Consider the following 14,900-nt stretch of genomic DNA (forward strand, 5'->3'; position numbering starts at 1 on the left):
GTCCCGTCGTAGGTGTGACGGGTACGGGTGCCGAAACTCATCACTGCGAGGATGGCCTGCACCATTGCGATCGTCCGCGGTGTCGTCAGGATTCCAGGTCGGCTCATCAGGCCCCCTGGGAGAAGGCGCTGCTCCGCGACCCACCGACACAGGCCTTCGCCACCGCCGGTGGCCTGTGGCCGTCCTCGCCGCTGCCCGAGGACGAGGCCGCGCAACGCCGTCGGCCGGCTGTGTCGTTCTCCCTCGTCATCAGGACCAAGTTCCTGGACGACCTGTGGCGGCAGGCCTCCGCGTCCGGGGTCCGGCAGGGCGTGCTGCTCGGCGCCGGCATGGACAGCCGGGCCTTCCGGACGGACTGGCCCGAGGGCACCCGGCTGTTCGAGGTCGACACCGCCGCGCCACTGGACTTCAAGGCTTCGGTGCTGCGCCAGGAGCGGGCCGTCGCACGCTGCGAGCGGATCACCGTAGCGGTGGATCTGCGTGAGGACTGGCCAAGGGCGCTGGCCGCCGCAGGACACGACCCGGCCGTGCCGACCGCGTGGATCGCCGAGGGACTGCTGATCCATCTGCCCGAGGACGCGGTGGAGTTGCTGCTCGCCCGGATCGGCGCGCAGTCGGCGCCAGGCAGTCGAATGGGGCTGACATGGGGCGCGCGCGGCGTGATCGAGCGCTTCGGCGGGGACGCCGCGCCGGGATCGGCGGTGTCCCTGTGGGTCTCGGAGATGCCCGACGACCCGGTGGGCCGGTTGGCCGGGCACGGCTGGGAGGCCGACAGCCACACCCTGCGCGAGCGCGCCGCCTACGGCCGCCCGATCAGCACCCCGCCGCAGCGCGAGGAGCGGCCGGGTGGACTGATCTCGGCGGTCCGCCGGTAGAGCGCCTCCCGGTTTCCCTGGATGATCGATTCCAAGGGCCCCGCACCAGCCGAGCCCCTGCTCGAGACGATCCGGCAGCCGGGCGTCGGTCACGTTCCGCCGATGAGTTTCCGGCGGTCGTGCCGTCTACCCCTCGACGAAGGGAGCGCACCATGCGCAAGATCACCGTTTGCACGTTCCTGAGCCTGGACGGCGTCATGCAGGCGCCGGGCGGTCCGGACGAGGACGCCGAGAGCGGCTTCGAGCACGGCGGCTGGCAGAAGCCGGTGTCCGACGACGAGGTCGGCGCGGCCATCGCCGGTTGGTACGAGCACTCCGACGCGATGCTGCTCGGCCGCAAGACGTACGAGATCTTCGCGTCGTACTGGCCGACCGCCGATCCCGACAACCCGTTCACCGATCGGATGAACGGCATGCACAAGTACGTGGCGTCTCGGACCCTGACGTCCGTCGAGTGGCAGAACTCCACGCTGCTGGAGGGCGACATCGTCGATGCCGTACGCGAGCTGAAGGCGTCCGACGGTGGCAACATCAACGTGGTCGGGAGCGGCGACCTCGCACAGACCCTCATGCGGCACGACCTCGTCGACGAGTACCGGCTGACCATCCACCCAGTGATCATCGGCACCGGCAAGCGGCTGTTCGCCGACGGAGCGATCCCCACTGCGCTGGAGCCGGTCAGCGTCTCGACGACGAAGGGCGGCACCGTCGTCGGCATCTACCGGGCGAACGGTAAGCCCAGCTACGACAGCTACTAGCTGGGCCGCGGCGTGCGGATCGACGGCGCCGGCGAGCGCCCCCACGACCGGCACCGTTCCGAGGCTGACCACGCCCACCTGCGCGGTCGGCCGAAAGCGGGGCTGGGGGCGGCTGTGCCACTCAGCGCACCAGGCGTACTTCGCGCAGCCGGATGGTGGTTGCCGGGCCGACCGCTTCGAACCGGATCTCGGCGGTCCCGGCACGACGTTGTGCGTCCAGCGGGAGTACCTGGGAGATTTCCTTGTCCCCGAGCTTCGACGAGGGCGTGAGGGTGTCCAGCACGTGTCCGTCGACCAGCACACGGGTCGATCCGGCAGTGGGGTCCGGGAGGTGGGTGACCTGCACGCCGGTGGCGGTGCCGTCCGGGTCTGCCAGGCGGTACGACCACCATCCCGTGGCGGCCCGCCACGTCAGCCCGTCGGTGAGCCCCGACCATGTGTCCTGTCCCTCGAACCGGTGGTCGCTTTCGGGCTGTTGCCGGCCGGCGGCAACGGCGTCAACGGTTCGGTCGTGCAGCGCGAGCGTCACGTGGTCGGCCGCGCGCAGCTCCGCCCGCCGCTCGTGGAGCCGCTCAGGTGCCGCCAACGGGAAGTAGAGGTGGTAGCGGGAGTCGTGGATGCCGGCGAACGGTACGAGGGTGACGGACTCACCCGGTCGCGCGTCCACGTGATCCAGGGCGAACACCAGCCTGTCCGCGGCGAGTCGGCGTACACCGGCCGCCGCATCGGAGGTGCTCGGGGCGAGCACGACGGGCAGGTGTTCCAGGGGACGCAACGGGCCGCCGGCGACGTGACCCATCCTGGAGTCGTCGGCGAAGTGCCCGACCAGGTCGTTCCGGTCGCCCTCGGCCGCGAGGACGGTGGGCCCGTAGCGGAACGACACCCACGGGGAGCCGTCGGGGAGCAGCTCGGCGCTGACGCGCGGGCGAAGGCGCACGGTGATCGTGTCCCCTTCGCGCCACCTCCGCATCAGACGCACATAGGTCAGGGGCTGTCCGTCTGCCCCGCGGCGCGTCGTGAGCGGGGCGGGTCCCTCCTCGGGCGGTGCGCCGTTGATACGGACCCGGGGTGTCCCCTCGTGCCAGCCGGGGACGCGTACGTGGATCGCCACAGGGGTCGGGGGAGCCCCGCGCACCAGAAGTCTCACCTCGTCGTCGTAGGGGGCTGTCCCGGTCTGCTCGACTATCAGGTTCTGGTCGGGCAGGCTCAGTCGGGAGGCGATGAAGAGGTTGACGAACAGGTCGTCGCCCTCCGCGGTGTACACCAACTCGCCGTATTTCGCGTGGTTTTCCAGCCCGGTGCCGACGCAGCACCAGAAGCAGTTCTGGGGTGTCGACACCGTGCGGTAGTGGCCCGGTCGCACGGGCGTGAAGTACACCAGCCCGCCCTTGGGGTGCAGGGACGACAGGATGTGATTGACCGTCGCACGCTCGTAGTGGTCGAGCACCTCGGCATCGGGCTCTTCGAGGAACAGCGCGCGGCTCAGCTTGAGCATGTTGTAGGTGTTGCAGGTCTCCGGGCCCTCCGGCGACTTCAGCGCGGAGCTGAAGTCGTCGCGGGGATGCAGGTGCTCGCTCACGGAGTTGCCGCCGAAGGAGAAGGTCCGGTGCCGGGTGATGGTCTGCCAGAAGAACCGGGCGGCGTCCCGCAGGCCGGGGTCGCCGCCGACCTCGCCCAGCCGTTGGTATCCGACGACCTTGGCGATCTGGGTGTTGGCGTGCATCCCGTCGAGGATGTCGCGGTGCTCGCGCAACGGGCCGAGCAGGGACCGGTCGAGGAAGCGCCGGGCCAGGGCGGCGTAGCGGTCCGTGCCGGTGATGTCGGCGAGGTCCGCCAGCGCCTCGCACATCCCACCGAACTCCGTGCGGAGCATGGCTTCGTGGGTGTCGTCGTCCATCCCCGCCGCCACCTGGTCCCACCAGTCGGCCAGCCGTCGCACGGCGGTCAGCGCGGGTTCCGAACCGGCGTGGCGGTGGGCGTCCAGCAGGCCGGCGAACAGCTTGTGCAGGTTGTACCACGGCACCCAGGCACCACCGAGCTCGAACGAGTCCCGCTCCACCTGCCCCGCGGCCACCCGCTGCCACAACCGCACGCCGTCCGGGATGCCCCCGACGTAGCCGGTGCCCAGGGCGTCCTGGCACTCGACGACGCCCTCGACCAGACGGTCGACCATGGCCCTTGGCCGGGGATCGTCCGTCACCGCGCTCATGAGGGCGGCACCCGACAGCGCGTGCCCGACGGTGTGGCCGTCGAGACCGGAGTTCTCCCAGTTGCCGTAGGACTCGGCGACCGGCGGCAGGTTGGCCTCGCGCCGCAGGGGCGCGAGGAGCCGGTCGGGGTCGAGGGACAGCAGGTAGTCCAGGGCGGTGGCCTGCGCGTCCAGGAACGGGCCGGGGAGAAGACGTACCGCGCTGCGGGGGAGTGACTGCATGACTGCTTGGTTCCTTTGTTGAGACGGGCCCTCACCACGGGTGATATCACCCTCGCCGATACGGTCGGGAGCTTCGCGCCGGGCACGGAAAGGCCGGGCAGCAGAGTTCGGGCCGGTCGTGGCCTGGATCCTCCCGTGCAGCGGTGCGTCGAAGTGGCAGCATCTCAGGATGACTTCGTCGATATCCGAGTCGTGGACCCGTATCGAGGTTTGGCTCGCCCGGCACACGCCTCGTACCTTTGCCGCTCTTGGCCCCCCGGCGGAGCGATCGGCGATTGCCGTGGCCGAACAGGCCATCGGGCAGCCGTTTCCCGAGCCCTTGGTGGAGTCCTTGCTGCGGCACAACGGCATGGGCCACTACGACCTGCTGCCGCCGTTCTGGTCCTTGCTCGAGGTGCAGAGCATCACCAGTGCCTGGCAGACACGCATGAAGATCTACGGAGATGAGCCGGCGGGAGCGGAGGAAGGCGACCCGGACGGGGAGTACGGGCCGTGGTGGCATGCGCATTGGATCCCCTTCGCCTTCGACGGTGCGGGGGACTACCTCATCATCGACCAGCGCCCCTACCGCCGGCGCGGAAGGATCGGCAATGCCGATCATGAAATGGGATGCCTCTTTTCGCGCCACCCCATGTGGGCGTCACTCCCGGCCCTCCTGGATGCGACGGCCACGGCTCTGGAGACCGGCGAGGCGGTGGACGGTTACCTGCCTGTCGCAGTCGACGAGGATGAACTGGACTGGGACTTCTGATGCTCAGCCCGTTGTGACGGTTTGGGGACGCGGAGCTTCGCCGCATTTCGCGTGAACGGGGTGCCGGGCGGGGCTGCGGATCATGGGGCTGTGTGAGAGGCGGTCGGTGGTGTGAACAGTGCCCGGACGGTTTCGGTGGCCAGGTCTCGTAGCCAGGTGTGGGCGCGGTCGTTGTCGTAGCGCTGGTGCCAGAGCAGGTACAGGGGTACGTCGGGCAGCGGGAGTGGCGGCGGCAGTGTGGCCAGACCGAGTTGTTCCCGGGCCGTGCGGGTGACCGCGTCGGGGAGGGTGACGATCAGGTCGGTGTCGAGGGCGAGTTGCAGGGCGAAGGCGGCGGTGGGCCCGACGGCGACGACACGTCGTTCGAGGCCGCGTGTGGTCAGGGCGTCGTCGATCGGGTCACGCAGGCTTCCGCGCCGCGAAACGGTGAGGTGTTCGGCGGCCGCGTAACGCTCAAGGCTCAGCGGGCCCGCGGTGAGCGGGTGGCCGGGGCGGGCGGCGACGACCAGCCGGTCCTTGCCGACGAGGCGGTGGCGGATGTCGGGGAGCGTCGGAACGCCGGCGCTTGATTCGAGGTCGACCTCACCCCGGCGCAGCTCGGCGTCGTCCGTCCCGGGTTCCGCGGACAGGCGCAGCCGGACGCCGGGGGCCTGATGGCGGACGGCCCTGGTCAAGGCAGTGCCGCAGGCGGCCGTCAGGGCGTCGTGCCAGCGCACGGTGAACACCCGGTCCAGAGTCGCCAGGTCGAGTTCCTGCTGCGCGGACAGAAGCCGGTGGGCCTGCTGCACGAGGGCGTGGACCTCGGCGCGCATGGCCAGCGCGCGGGTGGTGGGGACCATGCTGCGGCCGGTGCGGACCAGGATCTGGTCACCGGTGGCCTTGCGGATGCGGCCCAGGGAGCGGCTCATCGCCGGTGCGGTGACGTGGAGGCGTGCTGCCGCGCCGGCGACGCTGCCCTCTTCCAGCAGGGCGTCCAGGGCTGTGAGCAGGTTCAGATCCAGTTGCATGAGAGTAACTCTACAAGTGACAAGCATGCACTGGTTGTTAATGACCGTGCGGCCTACCTTCGAAGTGCGGGGGCGAGACAACCGCCCCGCTTCGACCGAAACCAGGGAGCCCGCCATGAGCACAGCCATGCCTTTCGACGCCGGTACGACGCTCCTGTCCGACGTGACCGCCGCGGTGAAGGCCGGCGGCGTCACGCTGCGCGACCGCCACACCTCGCACGCCCGGGGCGTGAGTCTGGAGGAGGTCGTGGGCGAGATCCACGCCAACGACGACGCGGTGCTCGACGTGCTGCGGGAGCCGCTGCTGCAGGCCCGGCCGGGGTCGCAGTGGGCCGAGGACGAGCTGGCCGGCGGCGCGCTCCCGCCCGGGGAGTGGTGGGTCGTCGACCCCGCCGAGGGCAATATCAACCACGTCCACGGCATGGACGACTGGGCCGTCACCGCCACCCTGGTCCGCGACAACCAGCCGGTACTCACCGTCGTCCACCTGCCGCTGACCGGCGACACCTACACCGCGGTCGCCGGCGGCGGTGCCCGGCTCAACGACCGGCCCCTGAAGGTGTCCGCCAAGACCGACCTGGGCGCGGCGCTCATCGGCACCGGCCAGGCCAAGCCCGGCGAGGACGAGCGCACCTTCCGGCGGATCGGTGACTCCGTCACCGCGATGCTCGTCAACGGCCTGGTCGTGCGGGTGTCCGTGCCCGCCACGATGCAGCTCATCCACGTCGCCGCCGGACGCATGGACGCGTTCTGGCAGTTCTCCGACGTCCGCTCCGGCCTGGTCGCCGGCGCCCTGCTGGTCTCCGAGGCCGGAGGCACGGTCACCGACCTGACGGGCGAACCCTGGAACACCGGCAGCCGCGACTTCCTGGCCGCCGCCCCCGGTATCCACGGCGCCGCCCTCAAGGTCCTCTCGCCGATCGCCTGACCGACGTCTCCGCTCCACCGCACCCCGATCCGCCCCGATATACCGCCCCGATACGCAAGGAGCATCACCGCATGACCAGCATCGGCATCCTGGGCGCCGGCCGCGTCGGCACGAACCTCGCAGGCAAGCTCTCCGCAGCCGGACACCAGGTCACCCTCGGTGGCCGCAGACCCGAAGACACCGCCGCCCGCCCCGCCGGGCTCGCCCCGCGGATCGCCTTCGCCGACCAGCGCACCACTGCCCGCACCGCGGACATCGTGATCAACGCGACGCCCGGCGACAGCTCCCTGGACCGCCTCACCGGCCTGCGCGCCGACCTCGCGGGCAAGATCCTCATCGACGTCTCCAACGCCACCCGCGACGACGGCGACGGCCTGCCCGGCGACCTGTGTTATCCCGGCAGCAGCCTCGGCGAGAAGCTTCAGGCCGCGCTCCCCGACACCCATGTGGTCAAGACCCTCAATACCATGCTTTTCATGGTCATGACCGCTCCGGAAACCCTGGCCGCCCCACCGACCGCCTATCTCTCGGGCGACGACGAACACGCGAAGAGAACCGTCACCGGCCTGCTCGGCGACCTGGGCTGGCAGCCCGAACGGATCGAGGACCTCGGCGGCATCACCACGGCTCGCGCCACCGAGGCCATGATCCTTGTCGTGCCCCACATCCTGCGCCGGCACGGCTTCAAGCCCTTCGCCGTCTCCCTCGCCCGCTGACACATCAAGACCGGGTTCAGACCAGAACCAGGTCGAGTGTGATGTGCGGGGCGAGCGCGTGCAGGAAGTCGGGGGCGTCGAAGATCTCGCCGGCGGAGGCGACGCCGACCGTCTTGGTGCGGCCGGTCAGGACGCGCTCGAGGGCCTCGGTGACGAGGGGCGCGGTGACGGCGTAGATGTCCTGGCCGCGGGCCGTGGCCCGGCGTTCGGCTCCGCCGGAGCGGACGACGACATCGACGAGGAAGGTCTGGTCCGAGCGCCCGCTCTCGTCGGTGGCCGTCGGGGCCGGCGTGTGGGGGGCGGTGACGTCCCGAGCCGCCTCGGCGGTCATGTAGGTGGTTACGTCGGGGATGGAGAGGTGCTGGGGGACGGTGACGACATCCGCCATCGTGAACTCCCCGATCACCGTCCGGGGGCCCACTGGTTCCGGGAAGGTCCATTCCAGGACGGGTGCGGCGTCGGTACGGCGTTCCCACTGTCCGCCGGTGTAGCGCAGGCGGTGGGTGCCGCGTCTCTCGCGGGAGACCGTGCCCGAGAGCCGGGTACCGGCGGTGGGGTGCCAGTCGCTGAGCGCATAGGCGATGTGTGCCTCGTCGGCCTCGGTCCAGTCGTCCATCGCCGCGGTGGTCAGCAGGTCGCCGAGGCCGCCGAAGAAGGCCATGGCCGGGACGATCACCGCTCCCGCGTCCCGGGCCCGCTCCCGGTAGTGGGCGAAGGTGTCGAGGTTGGCCTCGAGTTCGGCGGCCACGTCCAGGTAGGGGATCTTCGCGCGGAGCGCGGCCTCGATCACGGGGCCGACGGTCGAGGCGAAGGGGCCGGCGCAGTTGATGACCGCCGCCGTTCCCGCCAGGGCCCGGTCAAGGGAGGCCGGATCGTCGACCGACGCCACCCGGGCCTCAAGACCGTACTCGCCGGCCAGCTCCTCCAGGGTCTGCGCATTGCGCCCGGACAGCACCGGGACGAACCCACGCGCGGCCAGCTCCGCGACCACGAACCGCCCGGTGTGACCGTATGCGCCGAACACCGCCACCAGCTGACCTGACCCCATGAGACCGCTCCCCGTGTGCTCGAACGCCCGCTGCGAGATTCATCCGCTGCGGCCTGACACGCACATCCTGTCTCTCCGGCGGCCCTCCACGAGAGTGTCGGAAACGACATGCCCCGTACAGTTCCGGACATGACCGCTGTTGCGCTGGCCGTCACCGACGGCATGCTCCACTACGAACTGGCCGTGGCCGTCGAGGTCTTCGGAGGCGACCTGACCCACATCGTGGACCCCTGGTACGACTTCTCCCTCTGCGGGAGCGGGCCGGTGCACCTCGGCCGCTTCCGCCTGGAACCCGACCACGGACTCGACCACCTCGCGCACGCGGACACAGTGATCGTCCCTGGCTGGGCGGACACCGACCGCGACCCGCCCGCCGAGCTGGTCGATGCGGTGCGTGCGGCCCACGCGGCCGGTGCCCGCGTGGCCTCACTGTGCACCGGCGCCTTCGTCCTGGGCGCGGCAGGACTGCTCGACGGCAGGCGCGCCACCACCCACTGGGCCCACACAGGGAAACTGGCCCGGCGCCACCCGGCGGCCACCGTCGATCCGGACGTCCTCTACGTCGACAACGGCGATGTCCTCACCTCCGCGGGCAAGGCCGCCGCCATGGACCTGTGCCTGCACCTGGTCCGTCTCGACCACGGCTCGGCGAGCGCCAACAAGATCGCCCGACGCCTGGTCATCCCGCCCCACCGCGACGGCGGCCAGGCCCAGTTCATCGCCACCCCCCTCCCCGCCGAAGGCAACCACCCCCTGGGCGAGCTCTTCCCCTGGGCGCTGGAGCGGCTGGACCAGCCAATGACCGTGGAGGACCTGGCCCGCCAGGCCCGCATGAGCTCACGCCACCTCGGCCGCCACTTCAAGCACCTCACCGGCACCACGCCGCTGCAATGGCTCCACATCCAGCGCATTCGCCACGCCCAGGAACTGCTGGAGACCACCGACGCCACCGTGGACACCATCGCGGCGGCCACCGGCATGGGCACCGCAACCACCCTGCGCCGCCACTTCCACCGCAGCGTCGGCGTCCCACCGGACACCTACCGCCGCACCTTCCGTCCCTGACCAGGTATAGGAGGGCTGGACTTCACGAGGATCATTTGTCGACCAGCGACATGTGGTGCTCGTTGTAGCGGTCTCCCTGCACCCCGACCCGGCCGGCCAGTTCGTTGAGGTCCGCCAGTTCGTCCGCGGAGAGCGGCAGTTGGGTGGCGCCGATGTTCTCCTCGATACGCGCGATGCGCCGCGTTCCGGGAATCGGGACGATCGACGGATGCCGCGCGAGCAGCCAGGCGAGCGCGACCTGTCCCGGTGTGGCGTCCTTGGCCTGTGCGAGCGCTGAGATGTGCTCGACGAGAGCCTGGTTCGCCGCCCGGTTCTCGGCCGTGAACCGTGGAATCGTTGTGCGGACGTCGCCGTCCGCGAAGGATGTCGACGCGTCCACTGCTCCGGTCAGGAACCCCTTGCCGAGCGGGCTGAAGGGTACGAACCCGATCCCGAGGGCCGCGCACGTCGGCAGGACCTGCGGCTCGGGATCCCGGGTCCACAGCGAGTACTCGCTCTGCACCGCCGTCACCGGGTGGACCGAGTGAGCACGGCGGATGGTCTCCGCGCCGGCCTCCGAGAGCCCGAAGGAGCGGACCTTGCCCTCCTGCACCAGCTCGGCGACGGTGCCGGCGACGTCTTCGATCGGCACCTCTGGGTCTACGCGGTGCTGGTAGAACAGGTCGATCCTCTCGAGCCTGAGCCGCTTGAGGGAGGCCGTGGCGACGGCACGGATCTGCTCGGGTCGGCTGTCGAGTCCGACTGAGGCGCCGTTCTCGATGCGGAATCCGAACTTCGTGGCGATCACCACTTGGTCACGCACCGGAGCGAGGGCCTCGCCGACGAGCTCCTCGTTGACGTAGGGGCCGTACACCTCAGCGGTGTCGAAGAACGTGACCCCGCGGTCGACGGCGCCACGGAGTACGGCGATCATGTCGTCTCGATCGCCGGGGTTCGGGCCGTAACTCTGGGACATTCCCATGGCACCGAGGCCGATGGCGGATACCCGGAGGTCTTGCCCGAGCGTTCGCGTGTGCATTTTTCCTCCTTGTTGATGCCCATACTGGACGCTCGCCGTCTACCGCGCCGTCCCCGCGAACAGGCGCTGGGCGTTGGCCGTCGTCAGGGACCGCCAGGTGGTTCCCTCCACCGGTGACTCGACCGCGTCGATCGCCGCGATGTGGGCGTCGGCCAGTGGGGGAGGGGTCCAGCAGTAGTCGCTGCCGAACAGCACGCGGTCCGGATCGACGAGCTGCAGCAGCGCTGGGACCTGGCGTGGGAAGGCGGTGCCCGCCATGTCGTAGTACAGGCCTCGTAGTTGCTGCACCGCGTCCTTGGCGGGCGTGTTCTCCGAGGGCACGAACAGTCTCGTGAACTCGTTGATGCGGTCGGCCAGGACGGGTACCGCGCCACCGCAGTGCGGAACGATCACCTGGATGCGGGGACAGCGCGTCACGACGCCCGCCATCACCAGGTCCGTGACGGTGCGGGCCGTGTCGAAGATGTACTCGACCATCGGCCGCGGTCGACCGAGTGCGGACTGTTCCCAGCCCACCGGTGAGGTGGGGTGCAGGAAGACCACGGCCCGGCGGCGGTCGAGTTCCGCGAAGACCGGTTCGAGGCGCTGGTCGCCCAGGTAGACACCCTGCGTGTGGGTCAGCAAAGCCACGCCGTCGGCGTCGAGTTCGTCGTAGGCGAAGGCGATCTCCTCCAACGAGGCGTCCACGTCCGGCAGGGGGAGCGACACGAAGTTGCCGAAGCGGCCGGGGTGGGCTCGGGTCAGTTCGGCGGTGTACTCGTTGACGCGCCGGGCGAGGAGTCGTGCCGCCTTGTCGTCGCCGAAGTGCACGCCGGGGGAGGACATGGACAGCATCGCGGTCTCGATGCCGTTGCGATCCATCAGGTCCAGGTGCGCTTTCGCGGACCACGACGGCCAGCCGCCCATGCCATCGGGGTGGGCGTGGCCCGCCGCTGCGGCCTGCTGGACGTAGAAGTCGGGCAGGAGGTGGGCGTGTACGTCGATGAGACCGGAGGACATGGCAGGACGATCTCTTCTCCTAGGGGACTTGGGGCAAGAGCGGGGGTCCGACTCCGTTCACTCCACCTGCTCGCGTCCGGCCAGGCGCACCTCTTCGTTGTCCAGGGTGGCCTGGAGCCGGCGCAGCACGGTGTCGTCGATCTTTCGCTCGTCGCGCAGGCGGACGACGGTTGCGCGTCTGTGGGCGATCAGGGCGAGGCGGAGGTCGGTGTAGTGGCGGTTGTGGAGCAGGGCGGGATCGCCGTCGGTGCCCGTGCCTTTGGCCCGTACGGTTGCCAGGTGGGCCTCGTACTCCTGGCGCAGCCATTCCACGACTTTCGGGGTGGTGCCCTGTTCGGCGGCGAGTTGGGGCAGTGCCTCGATGGCTTCCTCAGTCGCCTTCGTCTCGGCGAGCACCTCTTCCTCGTCGACGGACGTGTCGCGCGGCAGCCGGGCCCAGCGCACCACGCCGGGCAGCAGCAGTCCCTGCACCACGAGGGTCACCACGATGACGCCGGAGGTGACGAAGACGATGAAGTTGCGGTCGGGGAACGGCGCGCCCGAGTCGAGCGTCTCCGGCACCGAGAGGGCCACGGCGAGCGACACCGCGCCACGGAAGCCCGCGAAACCGCTGACGACACGGGCCCGGTGAGTCATTCTCCGCTGTCGCTGCTGGGGACGCCGATCGATGGCGCGGATCAGGTAGGCGGAGGAGAACAGGAACGCGATCCGGACCGCGACCAGGACCCCGCTGACCACGCCGACCGCGATCAGGGCGTCCTGGAGTTCCGACCGGCTCAAGTGGCGCAACGCGTACTGGAGTTCCACGCCGACGAGGACGAACAGCGCGCTGTTGATGATGAAGGTGGCCAGCGGCCAGAAGGCCAGTGCCTGTCGGCGATGTTCGGCGCGGATGAGGCTGGGAGCCACCTGGGCCATGATCAGCCCGCTCACGACGACCGCGAGGACACCGGAGGCGTGAATCAGTTCCGCGAGCAGATACGCCGTGAACGGCGCCAGGATCATGACGAGGTTGCCCAGGAGGGGATCGTCAAGACGGCGCCGCAGGTTCATGTTGACCCAGGCGACCGCCACACCGACCGCAGCCCCGCCCCCGTATGCCAGCAGGAACAGCGCTCCGACGTGCGGCAGGGTGAGGTGCTCCTCGCCGACGGTGATACCGACCGCCAGGCCGAAAATGACCAGTGCCGTGCCGTCGTTGACGAGGCTTTCCGCTCGGAGCACGGTGATCTGACGGCGCGGCAGGGAGCCGGCCAGGGCGCCGACCGCTGTGGCGTCGGTGGGAGCCACGGCCGCGCCCAGCGCCCACGCCGGTCCCCAGTCGAGCCCGAGCGTGTGCCCGGCGACCGCCACGGCCCCCGCGGTGAGGATCACCAGGACCGTGCTGAGCAGGACGATGCCGCGCAGGTTCGTACGGATCTCCCGCATGGACGTGGTCAGGCTCTCCCAGTACAACAGCACGGGCAGGAAGAGCAACAACACCACTTCGGGCGGGAGTTGGGTCTGGCGGACGGCCGGGACGAAACCGAGCAGAGCGCCCACGACGAGCAGCACGACGGGCGACGCGACGTGGAAGCGCCGGCCCAGGACGTTGCCCACCAGCACGGCGGCGCCCAGGGCGACGACGAGTTCGAGACCGAGCATGGCGCTACTCCTGGCAGGGGACGGATGCCGATGGAGGCGAAGCTGCTTCCACCGGGATCGTCGTGTTCATCGGGGGGTCAGCCGCAGGGTTGTCGAGCGCGCGGTCACGAGGGGGTTGACGTACGCGTCGCCGAAGCGGCCGTACTTCGTGCGGTACGCGGTGTCGATGCGGTCGTTGATCTCGGAGTCCGCCACCTCGACGAAGGTGACGTTCTTGTCGACGCCTCCGGAGCGGATGTGCCCCTCGTGGCTCGCGCGGGCCGTGCGCCACCAGCCGCCGTCCGTTCCTCGGAACGAGCGGACGTACAGGTCGTCACCGTCGCGGACGACCCAGATCGGCACCGGCCTGCGCGGAGTGCCGTCACGCCTCAGTGGCGCGATCTCCAACTCGTCGGCCTGCGCGATGAGGTTGAGCTCGTCGCTCGTCCAAGTCGTCATCGGTGATGCTCCCATCTCCCTGGATCCGGTCGCTTCAGGTCACGGACGCAGCAGCGTCTTGATGGCACGGCGTTCGTCCATGGCCTTGTAGCCTTCGGCGACCTCGTCCAGCGACAGGGTGAGGTCGAAGACCCTGCCCGGGTTGATACGGCCGCTGAGGACGCGGTCGATCAGGTCGGGAAGGTAGGCGCGCACGGGGGCGGGGCCACCGCGCAGGCCGACGTGGGAGAAGAAGAGCTCCTGGCCGTCGATCCGCGAGCCGTGCGGGAAGCCGACGAAACCGACGTTGCCGCCGGGGCGGGTGGACTGAAGCGCCTGGTGCAGCGACTCCTGGGTGCCGACGCACTCGAGGACCGAGTCGGCGCCGATGCCGTTCGTCAGTTCCTTGACGCGGGCGACGCCTTCCTCGCCCCGCTCGGTGACGATGTCGGTGGCGCCGAACTCCAGGGCCAGCTTCTGTCGGGACTCGTGTCGACTCATGGCGATGATGCGCTCAGCGCCCAGTTCCTTCGCGGCGATGACACCGGACAGGCCCACGGCGCCGTCACCGACGACCACGGCCGTCGAACCGGGCTTGACCTCAGCTGCCTTGGCGGCGTACCAGCCGGTTCCCATGACGTCGGACAGGGCCAGCAGACTCGGGATCAACGCCTCGGCCGGCTGCTCCGGGACGGCGACCAGGGTGCCGTCGGCGAGAGGGACGCGAACGTACTCGGCCTGGGCGCCGTTCACCCACTGCGCGTGCCGGCAGGAGGTGTGGTAGCCGGCCTGGCAGATCGGACAGGTGTTGTCGGAGGCGACGAAGGAACCGATGACGAACTGGCCCGGCGTGACGCTCGAGACGTCGCTGCCGACCCCCTCGACGACACCGACGTACTCGTGGCCGATCGGCTGAGCCTCGGCGACCGGCAGGACACCGCGGTAACTCCACAGATCGGAGCCGCACACACAGGTGGCGACGGTACGGATCACCGCGTCCGTCGATGCCGTGATCTTCGGTTCCGGGGCGTTCTCCACCCGGATGTCCCCCGGCGCGTGAATGATGGTCGCTCGCATGATGCCTTCTCAACTCGTGGTGTCTGTCGTGGTGTCGGCGTCGTCCGTCTCGCAGGGAGCGAGGTGAGTCATGCACCGGTCGGGTGCGGCGCTGTGCCAGTGCTCCTCACCCGGGAACCACTCGGCAGGAAGTCTCATGGTGGGAGGTTGCTTCCGCGGAGGAGCC

Annotated in this window: 15 protein-coding genes; 6 read left to right on the forward strand and 9 right to left on the reverse strand. The window is 69.9% G+C overall.

The window, feature by feature from the left end:
- Positions 1–14 precede the first annotated feature (14 nt).
- Complete coding sequence (locus ACIBJB_RS12020) at positions 15–875, forward strand: SAM-dependent methyltransferase (RefSeq protein ID WP_398929284.1); 861 nt, start codon at positions 15–17, stop codon at positions 873–875.
- Between the two features lie 152 nt (positions 876–1,027).
- Positions 1,028–1,633: a dihydrofolate reductase family protein gene (locus tag ACIBJB_RS12025; protein WP_398929286.1), complete on the forward strand. Its 606-nt coding sequence runs from the start codon at positions 1,028–1,030 to the stop codon at positions 1,631–1,633.
- A gap of 121 nt (positions 1,634–1,754) precedes the next feature.
- Here ACIBJB_RS12025 and ACIBJB_RS12030 read toward each other — a convergent pair whose 3' ends face one another.
- A complete protein-coding gene (locus ACIBJB_RS12030) occupies positions 1,755–4,064 on the reverse strand; it encodes a beta-L-arabinofuranosidase domain-containing protein (protein ID WP_398929288.1) in 2,310 nt (769 codons plus the stop codon).
- A 169-nt stretch (positions 4,065–4,233) separates the two neighbouring features.
- On the opposite strand from ACIBJB_RS12030, the gene ACIBJB_RS12035 reads away from it, so the two are divergent.
- Positions 4,234–4,815, forward strand: coding sequence for an SMI1/KNR4 family protein (locus ACIBJB_RS12035; protein ID WP_398929291.1), 582 nt, complete (start codon positions 4,234–4,236; stop codon positions 4,813–4,815).
- An 80-nt stretch (positions 4,816–4,895) separates the two neighbouring features.
- Here ACIBJB_RS12035 and ACIBJB_RS12040 read toward each other — a convergent pair whose 3' ends face one another.
- On the reverse strand, positions 4,896–5,822 hold the full coding sequence (locus tag ACIBJB_RS12040; RefSeq protein ID WP_398929293.1) for a LysR family transcriptional regulator: 927 nt from the start codon (positions 5,820–5,822) through the stop codon (positions 4,896–4,898).
- A 115-nt stretch (positions 5,823–5,937) separates the two neighbouring features.
- On the opposite strand from ACIBJB_RS12040, the gene ACIBJB_RS12045 reads away from it, so the two are divergent.
- Together ACIBJB_RS12045 and ACIBJB_RS12050 are read left to right on the forward strand one after the other, a co-directional pair.
- Positions 5,938–6,750, forward strand: coding sequence for an inositol monophosphatase family protein (locus ACIBJB_RS12045; RefSeq protein WP_398929295.1), 813 nt, complete (start codon positions 5,938–5,940; stop codon positions 6,748–6,750).
- A gap of 71 nt (positions 6,751–6,821) precedes the next feature.
- Positions 6,822–7,466, forward strand: a complete 645-nt coding sequence (locus ACIBJB_RS12050) for an NADPH-dependent F420 reductase (protein ID WP_398929297.1) — start codon at positions 6,822–6,824, stop codon at positions 7,464–7,466.
- A 16-nt stretch (positions 7,467–7,482) separates the two neighbouring features.
- Here the strand turns inward: ACIBJB_RS12050 and ACIBJB_RS12055 are convergent, their stop codons facing one another.
- On the reverse strand, positions 7,483–8,514 hold the full coding sequence (locus ACIBJB_RS12055; protein ID WP_398929299.1) for a saccharopine dehydrogenase family protein: 1,032 nt from the start codon (positions 8,512–8,514) through the stop codon (positions 7,483–7,485).
- A gap of 129 nt (positions 8,515–8,643) precedes the next feature.
- On the opposite strand from ACIBJB_RS12055, the gene ACIBJB_RS12060 reads away from it, so the two are divergent.
- Positions 8,644–9,579: a helix-turn-helix domain-containing protein gene (locus ACIBJB_RS12060; protein WP_398929301.1), complete on the forward strand. Its 936-nt coding sequence runs from the start codon at positions 8,644–8,646 to the stop codon at positions 9,577–9,579.
- A 31-nt stretch (positions 9,580–9,610) separates the two neighbouring features.
- Here ACIBJB_RS12060 and ACIBJB_RS12065 read toward each other — a convergent pair whose 3' ends face one another.
- The 6 genes from ACIBJB_RS12065 to ACIBJB_RS12090 form a co-directional block, all read right to left on the reverse strand.
- Positions 9,611–10,597, reverse strand: a complete 987-nt coding sequence (locus ACIBJB_RS12065) for an aldo/keto reductase (protein WP_398929303.1) — start codon at positions 10,595–10,597, stop codon at positions 9,611–9,613.
- A 39-nt stretch (positions 10,598–10,636) separates the two neighbouring features.
- The gene (locus tag ACIBJB_RS12070) at positions 10,637–11,596 is read right to left on the reverse strand and encodes an amidohydrolase family protein (RefSeq protein WP_398929305.1); all 960 of its coding nucleotides are present in this window, start codon (positions 11,594–11,596) and stop codon (positions 10,637–10,639) included.
- Positions 11,597–11,653: 57 nt separating this feature from the next.
- Entirely contained in the window at positions 11,654–13,240 is a 1,587-nt protein-coding gene (locus tag ACIBJB_RS12075) for a Na+/H+ antiporter (protein ID WP_398929307.1), read from the reverse strand.
- 66 nt (positions 13,241–13,306) lie between these two features.
- Positions 13,307–13,678, reverse strand: coding sequence for a DUF2255 family protein (locus ACIBJB_RS12080; RefSeq protein ID WP_398929309.1), 372 nt, complete (start codon positions 13,676–13,678; stop codon positions 13,307–13,309).
- A gap of 39 nt (positions 13,679–13,717) precedes the next feature.
- The gene (locus ACIBJB_RS12085; protein ID WP_398929311.1) at positions 13,718–14,734 is read right to left on the reverse strand and encodes a zinc-dependent alcohol dehydrogenase family protein; all 1,017 of its coding nucleotides are present in this window, start codon (positions 14,732–14,734) and stop codon (positions 13,718–13,720) included.
- Between the two features lie 9 nt (positions 14,735–14,743).
- The gene (locus tag ACIBJB_RS12090; protein ID WP_398929313.1) at positions 14,744–14,872 is read right to left on the reverse strand and encodes a hypothetical protein; all 129 of its coding nucleotides are present in this window, start codon (positions 14,870–14,872) and stop codon (positions 14,744–14,746) included.
- Positions 14,873–14,900: the final 28 nt, after the last annotated feature.

The sequence above is a fragment of the Streptomyces sp. NPDC050759 genome (assembly GCF_044456945.1).
GTDB lineage: Bacteria > Actinomycetota > Actinomycetes > Streptomycetales > Streptomycetaceae > Streptomyces.